We start from the raw sequence: 15,383 nt of genomic DNA on the forward strand, positions 1-15,383 counted from the left end.
CATGAACGCCGAAAAACGCCGGGAGATCTTTCGTCGCTTCCACGAGGACAACCCCGAGCCCAAGACCGAGCTGGCCTACAGCACGCCGTTCGAATTACTGATCGCGGTGATCCTCTCGGCGCAGGCCACCGACGTCGGCGTCAACAAGGCCACGGCCAAGCTCTACTCGGTCGCCAACACACCGGAGGCGATCTACGCGCTGGGCGTCGAGGGGCTGTCGGAGTTCATCAAGACCATCGGCCTGTACCGGGGCAAGGCGAAGAACGTCATCGAGACCTGCCGCATTCTGATGGAGAAGCACGGCAGCCAGGTCCCGGATAATCGAGAAGACCTCGAAGCCCTGCCCGGCGTCGGTCGTAAGACCGCCAACGTGGTGCTCAACACGGCATTCAGGCAGTTCACCATGGCCGTCGATACCCATATCTTCCGCGTATCCAACCGCACCAACATCGCACCTGGCAACAACGTGCTGGAGGTCGAACGCAAGCTGATAAAGTTCGTGCCCAAGGACTACCTGCTCGACGCCCACCACTGGCTGATCCTGCATGGGCGCTACGTCTGCAAGGCGCGCAAACCGCAGTGTGGCAGCTGCCGAATCGAAGACCTGTGCGAATACAAGCACAAGACTTCCGACGATTGAGCGAGCAAGTGCAAAACCTATCGGGCGATTGAAAAAATCTTTTTTACTGCCTTGTTTTTTGTCGCTATAAGGTGCGCCAACAACGCGCCTTAGCCGTGGAGTGAACAAGTGTCCGAGAAAGAAGATATCCAGATTGAAGACGACTTCGCCGGTGAAGACGAAGACGATACCGCTGAGGCCCCGGTGGAAGTGGCCAAGACCAACCTGACCAAGCGCCGGATCATCGACAATCTGCTCGAGGAACGCCGCCTGCAGAAGCAACTCAACGAGTTCGACTTCGATCTGTAAGCAAAAAGCCCCGACTTCGGGGCTTTCTTCGTTCGGTCAGATCGTAAGAGTCAGTCCCCGCGGGTCGGCGACAACAGCTCGACCTTGTAGCCATCCGGATCCTCGACGAATGCCAGGATGCTGCTGCCATGCAGCATCGGCCCCGGTTCTCGAGTGATCTTGCCGCCACGGCTGCGAATGTCTTCGCACGCCTTGTAGACGTCTTCCACTTCCAGGGCGATGTGCCCGTAGCCGGTGCCCAGCTCATAGCTCTCGACGCCCCAGTTGTGGGTCAGCTCCAGCACGCTGTTGTGTGCCTCATCACCGTAACCAACGAACGCCAGGGTGAACTTGCCGTCGGGGTAATCCTTGCGGCGCAGCAGGGTCATGCCCAGCACTTCAGTGTAGAAGGCGATGGATCTGTCCATATCGCCGACGCGCAGCATGGTGTGGAGTAGTCTCATCAGGTTTCTCCTCGTCTAACAACCTGTTCACGATCTAAACGCAAACCCCGGCTCGTGGCCGGGGTTGCGGTGTTTCTGTAGGCGCGAGCAGCCCCGCACCTACAAGGTCTCAGAGCGGCGAACGACCCTTGCCGGCGGCGATGCGCAGACGCAGTGCGTTGAGCTTGATGAAGCCCGCGGCGTCGGCCTGGTCGTACGCGCCAGCATCGTCCTCGAAAGTGGCGATATTGGCGTCAAACAGCGACTCGTCGGACTTGCGACCGGCGACGATCACGTTGCCCTTGTACAACTTCAGGCGTACCACGCCGTTCACCGTGGCCTGGGAAGCATCGATCATCTGCTGCAGCATCAGACGCTCCGGGCTCCACCAGTAGCCGTTGTAGATCAGGCTGGCGTACTTGGGCATCAGCTCGTCTTTCAGGTGAGCGACTTCGCGGTCCAGGGTGATGGACTCGATGGCGCGGTGGGCCTTGAGCATGATGGTGCCGCCGGGAGTTTCGTAGCAGCCGCGGGACTTCATGCCTACGTAGCGGTTTTCCACGATGTCCAGGCGACCGATGCCGTTCTCGCCGCCAATACAGTTCAGCTCGGCCAGTACGGTAGCCGGGCTCAGCTCCTTGCCGTCGATGGCGACGATGTCACCGTTGCGGTAGGTCAGCTCGATGTAGGTCGGTGTATCCGGCGCGGCTTCCGGCGACTTGGTCCAGCGCCACATGTCTTCTTCGTGCTCGGTCCAGGTGTCTTCCAGCACGCCGCCTTCATAGGAGATGTGCAGCAGGTTGGCATCCATGGAGTACGGCGACTTGTTCTTGCCGTGGCGCTCGATCGGGATGGCATGCTTCTCGGCGTAGTCCATCAGCTTCTCGCGCGACAGCAGATCCCACTCGCGCCACGGCGCGATGACCTTCACGCCCGGCTTCAGCGCATAGGCGCCCAGCTCGAAACGCACCTGGTCGTTGCCCTTGCCGGTGGCGCCGTGGGAAATGGCGTCGGCACCGGTCTCGTTGGCGATCTCGATCAGGCGCTTGGCGATCAGCGGACGGGCGATGGAAGTACCCAGCAGGTACTCGCCTTCGTAAACGGTGTTGGCGCGGAACATCGGGAAGACGAAATCGCGGACGAACTCTTCGCGCAGGTCATCAATGTAGACTTCCTCGACGCCCATGGCCTTGGCCTTGGCGCGAGCCGGTTCGACCTCCTCGCCCTGGCCAAGATCGGCGGTGAAGGTCACTACTTCGCAGTTATAGGTATCTTGCAGCCACTTGAGAATCACCGAGGTGTCCAGGCCACCGGAATACGCCAGGACTACCTTCTTTACGTCGGCCATTGCCATCCACTCCCGGGATTGAAGGAAAGCGGCAATTCTACTGGTCGCGACGCGGGTTTTATAGGGGCGCGAGCGTCGCTGCGGCTCAGGACGACGGAGTAGCCTGCTCGGCCGCTGCGGTCGTGGTGACCGGCGCACGCTCGAGGCGCAAGGCCACCCGGCGGTTCTTCGCACGATTGGCCGGTCCGTTGTTGGCCACCAGGGGGTAGCGCTCGCCATGGAAACGCACCGTGATCTGCTCTTTCGGCACGCCATTGGCGATCAGATACTCCTCGACAGCCAGCGCACGGCGACGGGAAAGGTCGCGGTTGGTGAGCCGATTGCCGCTGTTGTCCGAATGACCATCAAGCTGGATGCGATTGACGCTCGGGTCGGCCTTGAGAAATTGCAGAATGATGTCGAGCTTGGCACGCCCCACGTCATCCAGCGCCACATCGCTGGTGGGGAAACCGACCTGCGACTGACGAATCTGATCGAAGTTGACCGGCAGCAACTTGGCCGTACAAGCGCGGTAGTCTTCATACGCCTTGCCGAAACGCGCCGGCAACAGACGCACCTCGAGCGCTTCACCACCATGACGCGTGTGATGGCGCACCACCGGGCTACGCCCTTCCAGCAGGCCACTGAGCAGCTGCCCAGCTTGCAGGTGCGAGCTGTTGAACGGAATCTCGCCGCCGCCCACCGACACCATTCCCAGGTTGATATCGCTGCGTGCGGGATGCCAGGGTGCCGCTGCCGCCAACAACGTCGCCGAGCCGTTGCCCAACCAGCGATCCGGCGACTGCAGACGGAAAACAGCCTGCTCGCCTGCCCGGCGGACGAACTCACCGGTGCCGAAACCGGCAATCGGCTGTACCAGCCGGCATTCGAACTGATCGCCCTCGACCTGCCACTCCACCCTCTCCAGACGGGTCTGGAAAGTAAGGGCATTGGCCGGCGAGGCCAACAGGCAAGCCAGGATAAGAAGGCGCAGTCGCACGATGGACTCCAGGGGCAAAGCAGTCTCATGGGTATCGGACCGGGTCGGGGAAACTTGAGGCGCCGGGGCCGGCGACGTGGCTGGGCCAAATCGTGGTATCGCACGGCGCAACACGCATCCGTTAGCATTCACCTCCGAACCAACATGAGTAAGCCGAATGATCGTCCGCCCGAAAATCTGCGCCAGGAGCTCCCCCATCAGCTGGGCTTTTGCGCTCGTGCTGCTCAGCGGCTTCCTGGGCGGATGCACCTTGCCTGATCTCGACGGTCGCATCGCCTCGTCCGCGCTGAACCAGAGCGAAAGTGCAGATACGGCGCTCGGCCGCGCGATATCGCCGCGCGGGCAGGCCCATCCGGGCAAGACCGGCATTCATGCGCTGATTGACCCGCACGACGCCTTCGCCGCCCGGGCGTTACTGGCCAGAAGCGCTGAAAAGACATTGGACGTGCAGTACTACATCTGGCGCGGCGACATCACCGGAACCCTGTTGTTCGATGAGCTGCGTGCCGCCGCGGAGCGAGGGGTGCGGGTCCGCCTGCTGCTCGATGACAACGGCACTGCCGGGCTCGATGCCGAGCTAGCGGCGCTCGATAGTCATCCCAATATCGAAATCCGGCTGTTCAATCCCTTCGTGATTCGCACGCCCAAGGCGATCGGTTACCTGACCGATTTCATGCGAGCCAACCGCCGCATGCACAACAAGTCGTTCACCGCTGATAACCAGGCCACCATCATTGGCGGGCGCAACGTCGGCGACGAGTACTTCGGGGCGACCGATGGCGTTCTATTCGCTGATCTGGATGTGCTGGCCATTGGTTCGGTGGTCGCTGACGTCTCCAGCGACTTCGACCGCTACTGGGCCAGCGACTCCTCGTACCCGGTCGACCTGATCCTGCCCGAAGCAGGCGCGCAACAGTTACAGCACTTCGCCGATGCAGCCGCCAGCATGGCCAGTGCCTCTGCCGCTACCGAGTATGTCCGGGCGATCCGCGATTCGGCGTTCATTGCGCACATGCTACGCGGTGATCTGGCATTCGAGTGGGCCGCTACCCGGATGGTCAGCGACGACCCGGCCAAAGGCCTCGGCCAGGGCGAACCCGATGGGCTGCTGACCCACCAGCTCGGCGAAATCCTCGGCGAGCCGCAAGGGCACATCGAACTGGTCTCGCCCTATTTCGTACCAACCGCCGCCGGTACCGAGGCCTTCGTACAGATGGCCGATCGCGGCGTGCAAATTCGCGTGCTCACCAACTCGTTGGCGGCCACGGATGTTGCGGCCGTGCATGCCGGTTATGCCAAGCGCCGCAAGGATCTGCTCGAAGCGGGCATTCGGCTCTACGAGATGCGCCGCACATCGCCGAAAAACGACCACATCGAAGGCCGCGGCCCATTCGGCAGCTCCGCCTCCAGCTTGCATGCCAAGACTTTTGCCGTGGATCAGACGAGGGTATTCGTGGGCTCGTTCAATTTCGATCCACGCTCGGCCAACCTCAACACCGAGCTGGGCTTCGTGATCGAAAGCCCGAGCATGGCGCTGGCCATCGAACAGGCATTCGACAAAACCATCCCTGCCAGCTCTTATGAAGTCAGGCTAAGCGAATCAGCCGAACTTTATTGGCTGGAGCAACGCGATGGTCAGCAGTTGCGCCATGATAGCGAGCCGGAAACGAGCGTCTGGAAAAGAGCTGGCGTATCGTTTCTGTCGATTCTTCCCATCGAGTGGATGCTTTGAAGCCGAACAGCGCATCACCCCGCCAGACAGCCGAGGCCCCCGAACGCGTCTCGGCGCCAAGCCCGAGCGCGCTGGTCGGGACGTCGCTGATCATTTGCGAACACTGCGATTCGGTGTACCAGCGCCCTACCCTGGCACGCCGGCAGACAGCCCATTGCCAGCGCTGCGGCGCGCTACTGGAAAAAGCCCGACATCTGAACGCCGATCAACTGCTGGCGCTCACGCTGGCTGCCGCGATCCTGTTCCTGTTCGCCAACGCCTTTCCCATCATGCAGATAGGCATGCAAGGACTCAGCAACGAAGCAACCCTATGGGGGACCGTCGAAGCGCTAGCCCAAGGGCAGATCACGCCCATCGCGCTGGTCGCGGGCCTGAGCATCATCTTCGCGCCGGGCCTGCAGATCATCCTGCTGGCCTGGGTGCTGGTACATGCACGTAGCGGCCAGATCGCACCGGGCTTCCGAACCTGCATGCGGGCGCTGGAACATCTGCGGCCCTGGAGCATGCTGGAGGTGTGCCTGCTGGGGATTCTCGTCGCCATCATCAAGCTCGGCGGCATGCTCGACGTGCATCCCGGTATCGGCCTCTGGGCCATGGCCATTCTGACCATCCTTATCCTGCTGATAGCCGGCCGCGACGTGCGCGGCCTGTGGGACGACCTGCAGGTGCCGATACGATGACACAACCTCCCTACGCCTCGGAGTTGGGCGTGCAGCTGTGCCACGACTGCGGCCTGGCATGCCGCGCGGAAGATGGCGACTGCCCACGCTGCGACGCGCCACTGCATCGACGCAAACCGAACAGCATTCCGCGCACCTGGGCGCTGCTGGTCGCCGCGCTGGTCCTCTATGTACCAGCCAACACGCTGCCGGTGATGTACACCGATATGTTTGGCAACGGCAGCGAAAACACCATTCTCAGCGGCGTGATCGAGTTCTGGAAAGACGGCTCCTGGGACATCGCGCTGCTGATCTTCATTGCCAGCGTCGGCGTGCCCTGCATGAAGTTCTTCGTGCTCGGCATGCTGCTGATCAGCGCCCAGCGGCGCAGCCGCTGGGCCATGCGCGAACGCGCGCGGCTGTACCGTTTCATCGAAATCATCGGCTACTGGTCGATGCTCGATGTGCTGGTGGTCGCGCTGGTCGCGGCACTGGTGCAATTCCGCGCGCTGAGCACCATCGAGCCGCGCCTGGGTATTTTGTTCTTCGGCCTGGTCGTGGTGCTGACGATGATGGCCTCGATGAGCTTCGATCCGCGATTGATCTGGGATGCAGAGAAAGACGATGTCAGATAACCCCCACCACACCGAATCACCTGCCGGCACGCCCGAGATCAGGCATCGGCCGGTCCGCGTCTCGCTGGTCTGGCTGGTGCCCATCGCCGCCGCGCTGGTGGGCTTTTCCATGGTCATGCAGAACTGGCTTTCTGCCGGGCCGCAAATCACCGTGAGCTTCGAGACCGCCGAAGGGCTCGAAGCCAACAAGACGCAGGTCAAGTACAAGAACGTGGTCATCGGCCAGGTCACCGCCATCAACCTCAGCGAGGATCACACCCGTGTCATCGCCACGGTCGAACTGGATCAGCACGCCGAGCCCTTCACTCGTGAAGACACCAAATTCTGGGTGGTGCGGCCGCGCATCGGCGCCAGTGGTGTATCCGGCGTCGACACCCTGCTGTCCGGCGCCTTCATTGGGGCCGATGCCGGGCGCGCAGAGGAAACCCGTCGCGAATTCCTCGGCTTGGAAGCACCGCCACCGGTGACCTTCGGCGCCGAAGGCAAGCAGTTCACCCTGCGCAGCGATAATCTCGGTTCGCTCGGTGTCGGCTCGCCGCTGTACTTCCGCCGCCTTCAGGTCGGCCAGGTGATCTCGTTCGGGCTGGCCGACGATGGCAAGGGCGTCCAGGTTCAAGTATTCGTCAACGCCCCTTACGATCGCTTCGTCACCGACGACACGCGCTTCTGGAACGCCAGTGGCGTAGATGTTTCCGTCGCTGCAGATGGCCTGCGGGTTAACGCCGAATCGCTCTCTACCATACTCGCCGGAGGCATCGCCTTCCGCGCCCCTAACTACAGCCCCGACGCCAGCCCGGCCGCGCCGGACAGCGAGTTCACGCTGTTTGCCGACGTGCGCCAGGCGATGGCGCCCGCCGACGGCCCGCCGCGCTATGTGCAGATGCGCTTCGACCAGACGCTGCGCGGGCTGAACGTCGATGCGCCGGTGGAGTTTCTCGGCGTGCCCATCGGCCGCGTGGTTTCAGTCAAACTCGACTATGACGAAAAGAACAAAAGCTTCCCTGCGGTGGTCGGCGCGGTGATCTACCCCAGTCGGCTGGGCGCCGCGCATGACAAACTGTCCCAGACCCTGGGCGGCGATACTGAAGAACACACCGCCCGCCTCATGCAAATGTTCGTCGACCGCGGCCTGCGGGCGCAGGCACGCACCGGCAATCTGCTCACCGGCCAGTTGTACATCTCACTGGATTTCGACCCGCGCGCGCCCAAGGTCGCCTTCGATCAGCATGCCCGGCCCATGGTCATCCCGACCATCGCCGGCAGCTTCGACAAACTGCAGGAGCAACTGCAGGCCATGGTCGACAAGCTCAGCAAGCTGCCCATCGAATCGCTGGCCGACAACCTGAATGGCAGTCTCGACGAGCTGCGCCAAACGTTGAAGCAGGTCAACGGCGATGTCCTGCCGCAACTGCAGCGCACCCTGGAGCGATCGGAACAGACCCTGCAGAACGCCAACCAGGCGCTTGCTGAAGACTCGCCACAGCGCCAACAACTAGGCGATACCCTCGATGAAGTCCAGCGCGCCGTGCGCTCCGTGCGGACACTGTCGGACTACATCAGCCGTCACCCCGAATCGCTGATCCGCGGCCGCAGCGGCGACGAAACACCGGCGAACTACAAAGGCCAAGCCACCTCGCGAGAACTGAATTCGGAGCACCAGCCATGAACCTGCGCCCCTCTCTGCTCATGCTCGCCGGCGCGTTCGTCCTGAGCGCCTGCAGCTCGACCCCGACGCGCTATCACACACTCATCGCCGCCCAGCCGCACATGACCGAAGCGCCAGCCGAAGCGGCCGGATTCCAGTTGCAGGTGCTACCGGTGCGCATTCCGGTACAGACGGACCAGCCGAGCCTGGTGGTGCGCGAAAGCGATGGCCGCCTGGCGATCCTGGAAACCGCGCTTTGGGCCTCGCCCCCTGCAGACGAATTTCACGATGCGCTGGCGATCGAACTGGAACAGCGCCTCGGCGTGCGTGACCTGGCAGGTCTGCCTGGCCGGACGAACGTTCCAGTGTTGAGCCTGCGCACCGACGTTCGTCGCTTCGATTCGCTGCCCGGCCGGCATGCTGCCCTGGACGTAATGTGGAGCCTGGAAATGAGCGAGCGCGGCCGGCAGAGCCGGGCACTGACCTGCGCCAGCGTGATCCATGAACAGGCCGGCAGCGAGGTGGACAGCCTGGTACTGGCCCACCAGCGTGCCATCGCCGGGCTGGCGGCTACCATCGCCCGAACGGCACGCCAATGGGCAGCGAATCCCGACAGCGGCTGCCCGCAGCCATAGCTGCCGGTACCGCCCGAGGCCCGCTCCATCCAATCGAGCTAATAGTCTTCCGGTCGGAAGCGGGCCAGAGGATTTTCCGGTAGCATTCGCGCACGTTCGATCCGCCTGGAAATCTGCATGTCCGACCGTATCACCCTTCTTCGTCCCGACGACTGGCACATCCATCTGCGCGACGGCGCAGCGCTGTCGCACACCGTGGCGGACGCCGCGCGCCAGTTCGCTCGCGCGATCATCATGCCGAACCTCGTGCCGCCGGTGCGCAACGCCGCCGAAGCCGATAGCTATCGCCAGCGAATCATAGCCGCCCGTCCGAAGGGCAGCGCCTTCGAGCCGCTGATGGTGCTCTACCTGACCGACGGCACGCAGCCTGACGACGTGCGCGCAGCCAAGGCCAGCGGCTATGTGTATGCCGCCAAGCTCTACCCGGCTGGCGCGACGACGAACTCGGCGTCCGGTGTGACCCGCATCGACAATATCTTTCCAGTGCTGGAAGCCATGGCCGAGGTCGGCCTGCCGCTGCTGGTCCATGGCGAGGTAACTCGCTCGGAAATCGACATCTTCGATCGCGAGAAATACTTCATCGAAGAGCAGCTGAGTCGGATCACCGAGCGCTTCCCGACGCTGAAGGTGGTGTTCGAGCACATCACCACGCGCGATGCGGTGCAATTCGTCGAGGCCGCCGGCAGCAACGTAGGCGCCACGATCACCGCACATCACCTGCTCTACAACCGCAACCACATGCTGGTGGGCGGGATTCGTCCGCACTTCTTCTGCCTGCCGATCCTCAAGCGCAACGTCCATCAGGAAGCCCTGCTCGACGCCGCAACCAGCGGCAGCCCGAAATTCTTCCTCGGCACGGACTCGGCACCTCACGCCCAGCATGCCAAGGAAAACGCCTGCGGCTGTGCCGGCTGTTACACCGCCTATGCGGCGATCGAGCTCTATGCCGAGGCATTCGAGCAGCGCAGCGCACTGGATCGCCTGGAAGCCTTCGCCAGCCATTTCGGCGCCGATTTCTACGGTCTGCCACGCAACACCGAGCAGATCACGCTGGTGCGCGAACCTTGGAACGTGCCTGGCCACCTGCCCTTCGGGGAGCACAACGTCGTGCCCCTGCGCGCGGGCGAAACTCTGCAATGGCGTCTGGAGGCAAGCGCATGAGCGAGGATTCGTTCGACGACGAATTGGAGAACAACCTCTCGGGCAAACCGCGCTCGCCCATGGCGCAGCGTTTCCGCGGTTTCTTGCCGGTGGTGGTCGACGTCGAATGCGGCGGCTTCAACTGCGCCACCGACGCCCTGCTGGAAATCGCTGCGGTGACCATCGGCATGGATGAACAGGGCCTGCTCTATCCGCAGGAAACCATGTTCTTCCGGGTCGAGCCCTTCGCTGGCGCCAATATCGAAGCCGCCGCGCTCGAGTTCACAGGAATCAAGCTAGATCACCCCCTGCGCATGGCCGTCGCCGAATCCCACGCGATGGGCGAGATCCTGCGCAGCGTCCGCAAGGCGGTGAAATCGGCCGGCTGCAAACGCGCCATCCTGGTGGGCCACAACAGCAGCTTCGACCTGGGTTTCCTCAACGCGGCGATCGCCCGTTGCGACATCAAGCGCAACCCCTTCCACCCCTTCTCCAGCTTCGACACGGCGACGCTTGCCGGCCTCGCCTACGGCCAGACCGTCCTGGCCAAGGCCTGCCAGGCCGCGGGCATCGACTTCGACGGTCGAGAGGCTCACTCGGCCCGCTACGACACCGAAAAGACCGCCGAGCTGTTCTGCGGCATCGTCAATCGCTGGAAGGAAATGGGTGGCTGGGAAGAGTTCGACGAGTGAAGCCGACAAGAGCGCTGGAGGCGTGAGGCTGGACGAAAAAGCGACTCGGAGCGGCCCTTTCACCCAGCTTTCCCGCCTCCAGCCCGTAGGGTGGGCTTCAGCCCACCAAACCCCGCGGTCGACACGGTTGCTATCCCGCCTTGGTGGGCTAAAGCCCACCCTACCCTTACAAACGAAAAGGCCAGTCACGTGACTGGCCTTTTGCATCGGGGTCCGCTTACAGCGGCTTGCCGCGATTGCCGTGTTCGCTCACGAAAGCCTGCATGGCCTTGAGATCGTTCGCCAGCACGGTGCAACGCTCAGGACGCTCGAACAGATCGGCCAGGTGCGCCGGCAATTCCAGCGCCTTGCCGACACTGGCCTTCTCCACCGCCTCGGGGAATTTCACCGGATGTGCAGTGCCCAAGGTCACCATCGGCGTCGACAGGCTGCGACGGCATTCACGGGCGGCGTAGACGCCAATTGCAGTGTGGGGGTCGAGCAATTCGCCCGTTTTGGCAAACACTTCGGCAATGGTCTTGCAGGTCTGCTCGTCGTCCACGGCCAGGGAATCGAACAGCTTGCGTGCTTCGGTCCAGCGCGCTTCCTCGACCGACAGCTTGCCGCTGGCCTTGAAGGCGCTCATCAGCTCGGCCACGGAAGCGCCATTGCGGCCGTGCAGGTCGAACAGCAATCGCTCGAAGTTGGATGAGACCATGATGTCCATGGACGGCGACAACGAGGGATGCAAGGTGTCCTTGTCGTAGCGGTTGCCGCTCATGAAACGGTGCAGGATGTCGTTGCGGTTGGTGGCCACCACCAGTTGGCTGATCGGCAGGCCCATGTTGCGCGCCAGGTAGCCGGCGAAGATGTCGCCGAAGTTGCCGGTCGGCACCGAGAACGCCACCGAGCGCGCCGGACCGCCCAGCTGCAAGGCTGCATGGAAGTAGTAGACGATCTGGGCCATGATCCGCGCCCAGTTGATCGAGTTCACCGCCACCAGACGGGTGCCCTTGAGAAAGCCCTGGTCGGCGAAGCTGTCCTTGACCATCTCCTGGCAGTCGTCGAAGTTGCCTTCGATGGCGATGTTGTGGATGTTGTCGCCGAAGATGGTGGTCATCTGCCGACGCTGCACTTCCGAAACGCGGTTGTGCGGATGCAGGATGAAGATGTCGACGTTATCGCAACGGCGGCAACCTTCGATGGCCGCCGAGCCGGTGTCACCCGAGGTGGCGCCGATGATCACCACGCGCTCGCCGCGCTTGGCCAGGACGTAGTCGAGCAGGCGACCGAGCAGTTGCAGGGCGAAATCCTTGAAGGCCAGGGTCGGGCCGTGGAACAGCTCCATCACCCATTCGTTGCCATCCAGCTGGCGCAGCGGTGCCACGGCACTATGGGCGAATACGCCATAGGTTTCTTCGAGAATCTGCTTGAAGTCGGCGTCAGGAATGCTGTCAGCCACGAACGGGCGCATCACCTTGAATGCCAGCTCGTGATATGGCAGGCCGGCCCAGGAAGCGATTTCCTCGACAGTAAAGCGCGGCAGGTTTTCCGGCACATAGAGGCCGCCGTCGCTGGCCAGCCCAGCCAGCAGCACGTCTTCGAAATTCAGGGCCGGAGCCTGACCACGGGTACTGATGTAGCGCATATCGTCAAACCTTCGATTTGAGCTTGAAGCCTGAAGCTTGAAGCCCGGCGATTCGCTCTGACTTCCGGCTTCCAGCTTCCAGCTCTGGTTAATTCAGCTGTTCCACACGAATCCGCACGACCTTGTCGACCACATCATCAAGCGTCTCGAGTGCCGATATGGCTTCATCGATGCGCTGCTCGACCACACGATGGGTCACTAGAATGACCGGCACTAGCCCGTCATGGACTTCCGCTTCCTTCTGCATGATCGATTCGATATTGATGCCGCGCTCGGACAGGATGGTCGCGACCTGGGCCAGCACGCCTGGATGATCCTTGGCCTGGATGCGCAGATAGTAGGCGCTCTCGCAGGCGGTGACCGGCAGGATCGGATGAGCCGACAGGGAATCGGGCTGGAACGCCAGGTGCGGCACACGGTTGTTCGGGTCGGTGGTCAGCGCTCGCGCCACGTCCACCAGGTCGGCAACCACTGCCGAGGCGGTTGGCTCCATGCCGGCGCCTGCACCGTAATAAAGCGTCGAGCCCACCGCATCACCATTGACCATCACCGCATTCATCACGCCATTGACGTTGGCGATGAGGCGATCAGCGGGGATCAGTGTCGGATGTACGCGCAGTTCGATACCCGCGTCGGTCCGGCGCGCGACGCCCAGGTGCTTGATGCGATAGCCCAGCGCCTCAGCGTAATTCACGTCGGCTGTAGTCAGACGCGAAATGCCCTCGGTATAAGCCTTGTCGAACTGCAGTGGGATGCCGAAGGCGATGGAGGCGAGGATGGTCAGCTTGTGCGCGGCATCGATGCCTTCTACGTCGAAGGTCGGGTCGGCCTCAGCGTAACCCAGCGCCTGCGCTTCCTTGAGCACATCCTCGAAGGCCCGGCCCTTCTCGCGCATCTCGGTGAGAATGAAGTTGCCGGTGCCATTGATGATACCGGCCAGCCAGTTGATACGGTTGGCCGCCAGACCTTCGCGGATCGCCTTGATTACCGGAATGCCGCCCGCAACTGAAGCCTCAAAGGCGACAATGACGCCCTGCTCGCGGGCACGGGCGAAGATCTCGTTGCCATGCACGGCGATCAGCGCCTTGTTGGCCGTGACCACGTGCTTGCCGTTCTCGATGGCCTTGAGCACCAGCTCGAGCGCCAGGGTGTAGCCGCCGATCAGCTCGACGACGATGTCGATTTCAGGATTGTTGGCGACGGCGAAAACATCGTCGGTAATGGAAATGGAGCCGGTGTCGCACTTGGGGTTGAGCTGCCGGGTTGCGATCTGCGCAACCTCGATTCCACGCCCGGCACGGCGGGCAATCTCCTCGGCGTTGCGCTTGAGCACATTGAAGGTTCCGCCACCGACGGTTCCCAGCCCACAGATGCCAACTTTCACCGGTTTCAAGCTGCACTCCCCATTCCCAGCGAACGGCCGGATGCACCAGCCGAACAAAAGAGTCGCACATTACGAATCGGCGGGGTTTTAGTCAAATCGCTGCGCGAGCGGCGGGTTGGCGAAGCGCTAGTCCTTTGCCCCATCCAAGCCCAGGCGCTCATGCCACTGAGCCAGCGACTCGTCTGGATAGTCGGCGAAACACCTGTCGGTATCGAACACCTGCGGCTCGACCCAGCTCGCCTTCGAGTCAAGCATCAGGTGAGTATGCTCGGGGGGCGTGGGAAGATCGGTGTCGATAGCCGATGCATGGGGGTGCACCAGCTCCGGCCAGTTGGGATCCCACAACCAGAGCGCGCTGCCGCAGTGCTTGCAGAAATGACGCTCACCGTCGCTGACACGAACTGCACCGGACTGCGGATCGGCCATGCGCGCCCGATAGACGCTCAGGTGCTCGCGCCCTTCGACGTTCAGCGTACGGTGATCGCCGCCCAGGTTGATCGCATAGCCGCCACCACCTGCCGTCTTGCGACAGATGGAGCAGTAGCAGCGCATGAATGGGTAAGGCGTAGCCGACTCCAGCGAGAAACGCACGGCTTTGCAGTGACAGGAACCTTCAAGCTTCATGATCGCGCCCTCCGTCGGTATTGCAGACTTTGAGCGCTGGGAGCGAGACAGTTCAGTTTGGGCCGACGGACGTCGCCAGGAAGACGCCGCCTCGTGCGATCACTTGGCCTTGAGAGCGATTTCAGCCAACTGGGGCGCTGGCTGGTAGCCGGGAATGATCTGCCCATCGGCGAGCACGATGGCCGGCGTGCCCTGCACACCTATGAGCTGGCCCAGCTCGTACTGCTCGGCGATCGGATTGTCACAGGTGGCTGCGGAAAGCTCCTGACGGGCCTTGGCCTTGTTCATCGCCTCTTGCGGGTCCTTGGCGCACCAGACGCTGGTCAGCGTATTGGCGCCGTGGCTACCCATTCCCTGGCGCGGAAACGCCATGTATCGAACTTCCACTCCCAGACGGTTCAGTTCCGGCACTTCGCTATGCAGCTTCTGGCAGTAGCCGCAATCGGTGTCGGTGAACACCGTGATGTGGGTCTTGGGTTTTTCCGGCGCGAAGATCACCATCTCATTGAGCGGAATCGCATCGATGGCTGCGGCGACCGACTGGCTCTGAGCCTGTTCGGTGAGATTCCGCGCCTGACCATCCTTGAACTGAAACAGATAGCCCTGAATGATGAACTGCCCATCGGCGCTGGCATACAGTTGGCGACCGCCCTTGAGCTGCACTTGGTAGACACCGGGCATGGGGCTTTCGGCGATGGCCTCGATCGGCATATCGGGCTGGATGGACTGCAACGACTGACGGATCGCCTTGTCCGGATCGGCAGCCATGGAAAAGGAACTGGCCAGGCCCAAAGCCACGGCAGCGAACAGACGAATCACGCGCATGGAAACTCCTGGCGACATCGATCAAGGGGGTGGGCGCGAAGATTATCATAGCCACCATCCAAGCAACTGCCGGGACGGTCTTGCATGGTGGGTTTGTGGGCTACAGCG

The 15,383-nt window shown here is 62.5% G+C and carries 16 protein-coding genes; 9 read left to right on the top strand and 7 right to left on the bottom strand.

Annotated features, from left to right (window positions below; all coding sequences use genetic code 11):
* Position 1: 1 nt before the first annotated feature.
* Both nth and E0D86_RS14030 read left to right on the top strand, forming a co-directional pair.
* Positions 2-640: an endonuclease III gene (nth, locus tag E0D86_RS14025; RefSeq protein ID WP_131650651.1), complete on the top strand. Its 639-nt coding sequence runs from the start codon at positions 2-4 to the stop codon at positions 638-640.
* 108 nt (positions 641-748) lie between these two features.
* On the top strand, positions 749-928 hold the full coding sequence (locus E0D86_RS14030; RefSeq protein ID WP_131650652.1) for a PA3496 family putative envelope integrity protein: 180 nt from the start codon (positions 749-751) through the stop codon (positions 926-928).
* A gap of 50 nt (positions 929-978) precedes the next feature.
* Here E0D86_RS14030 and gloA read toward each other — a convergent pair whose 3' ends face one another.
* From gloA to E0D86_RS14045, 3 genes are all read right to left on the bottom strand, one after another.
* Positions 979-1,371 carry a lactoylglutathione lyase gene (gene gloA, locus E0D86_RS14035; protein WP_131650653.1) on the bottom strand — a complete coding sequence of 131 codons (393 nt, stop codon included), beginning with the start codon at positions 1,369-1,371 and terminating at the stop codon, positions 979-981.
* Between the two features lie 109 nt (positions 1,372-1,480).
* Entirely contained in the window at positions 1,481-2,698 is a 1,218-nt protein-coding gene (locus E0D86_RS14040; protein WP_131650654.1) for an argininosuccinate synthase, read from the bottom strand.
* Positions 2,699-2,783: 85 nt separating this feature from the next.
* Positions 2,784-3,677, bottom strand: coding sequence for an OmpA family protein (locus tag E0D86_RS14045; RefSeq protein ID WP_131650655.1), 894 nt, complete (start codon positions 3,675-3,677; stop codon positions 2,784-2,786).
* Between the two features lie 157 nt (positions 3,678-3,834).
* Between E0D86_RS14045 and E0D86_RS14050 the strand changes: the two genes are divergently transcribed.
* The 7 genes from E0D86_RS14050 (at position 3,835) to rnt (ending at position 10,815) form a co-directional block, all read left to right on the top strand.
* Positions 3,835-5,409: a phospholipase D family protein gene (locus E0D86_RS14050; protein WP_131650656.1), complete on the top strand. Its 1,575-nt coding sequence runs from the start codon at positions 3,835-3,837 to the stop codon at positions 5,407-5,409.
* 71 nt (positions 5,410-5,480) lie between these two features.
* The gene (locus tag E0D86_RS14055) at positions 5,481-6,089 is read left to right on the top strand and encodes a paraquat-inducible protein A (RefSeq protein ID WP_131650948.1); all 609 of its coding nucleotides are present in this window, start codon (positions 5,481-5,483) and stop codon (positions 6,087-6,089) included.
* Entirely contained in the window at positions 6,086-6,703 is a 618-nt protein-coding gene (locus E0D86_RS14060) for a paraquat-inducible protein A (RefSeq protein ID WP_131650657.1), read from the top strand. Before E0D86_RS14055 ends, E0D86_RS14060 begins: the two co-directional genes overlap by 4 nt.
* Positions 6,693-8,369: an intermembrane transport protein PqiB gene (locus E0D86_RS14065; protein WP_131650658.1), complete on the top strand. Its 1,677-nt coding sequence runs from the start codon at positions 6,693-6,695 to the stop codon at positions 8,367-8,369. Before E0D86_RS14060 ends, E0D86_RS14065 begins: the two co-directional genes overlap by 11 nt.
* Positions 8,366-8,983, top strand: coding sequence for a membrane integrity-associated transporter subunit PqiC (locus E0D86_RS14070; protein WP_131650659.1), 618 nt, complete (start codon positions 8,366-8,368; stop codon positions 8,981-8,983). The genes E0D86_RS14065 and E0D86_RS14070 overlap by 4 nt, the downstream gene beginning before the upstream one ends.
* Before the next feature lie 117 nt (positions 8,984-9,100).
* On the top strand, positions 9,101-10,144 hold the full coding sequence (pyrC, locus tag E0D86_RS14075; RefSeq protein WP_131650660.1) for a dihydroorotase: 1,044 nt from the start codon (positions 9,101-9,103) through the stop codon (positions 10,142-10,144).
* On the top strand, positions 10,141-10,815 hold the full coding sequence (gene rnt, locus E0D86_RS14080; protein ID WP_131650661.1) for a ribonuclease T: 675 nt from the start codon (positions 10,141-10,143) through the stop codon (positions 10,813-10,815). The genes pyrC and rnt overlap by 4 nt, the downstream gene beginning before the upstream one ends.
* A 217-nt stretch (positions 10,816-11,032) precedes the next feature.
* On the opposite strand, the gene thrC is transcribed toward rnt, so the two are convergent.
* From thrC to E0D86_RS14100, 4 genes are all read right to left on the bottom strand, one after another.
* A complete protein-coding gene (gene thrC, locus E0D86_RS14085; RefSeq protein WP_131650662.1) occupies positions 11,033-12,442 on the bottom strand; it encodes a threonine synthase in 1,410 nt (469 codons plus the stop codon).
* Between the two features lie 88 nt (positions 12,443-12,530).
* On the bottom strand, positions 12,531-13,835 hold the full coding sequence (locus tag E0D86_RS14090; RefSeq protein WP_131650663.1) for a homoserine dehydrogenase: 1,305 nt from the start codon (positions 13,833-13,835) through the stop codon (positions 12,531-12,533).
* A gap of 117 nt (positions 13,836-13,952) precedes the next feature.
* Positions 13,953-14,450, bottom strand: coding sequence for a GFA family protein (locus E0D86_RS14095; RefSeq protein WP_131650664.1), 498 nt, complete (start codon positions 14,448-14,450; stop codon positions 13,953-13,955).
* Positions 14,451-14,549: 99 nt separating this feature from the next.
* Positions 14,550-15,275: a thioredoxin fold domain-containing protein gene (locus tag E0D86_RS14100; protein ID WP_131650665.1), complete on the bottom strand. Its 726-nt coding sequence runs from the start codon at positions 15,273-15,275 to the stop codon at positions 14,550-14,552.
* Positions 15,276-15,383: the final 108 nt, after the last annotated feature.

The sequence above is a fragment of the Pseudomonas sp. IC_126 genome, from assembly GCF_004331835.1.
Lineage (GTDB): Bacteria > Pseudomonadota > Gammaproteobacteria > Pseudomonadales > Pseudomonadaceae > Stutzerimonas.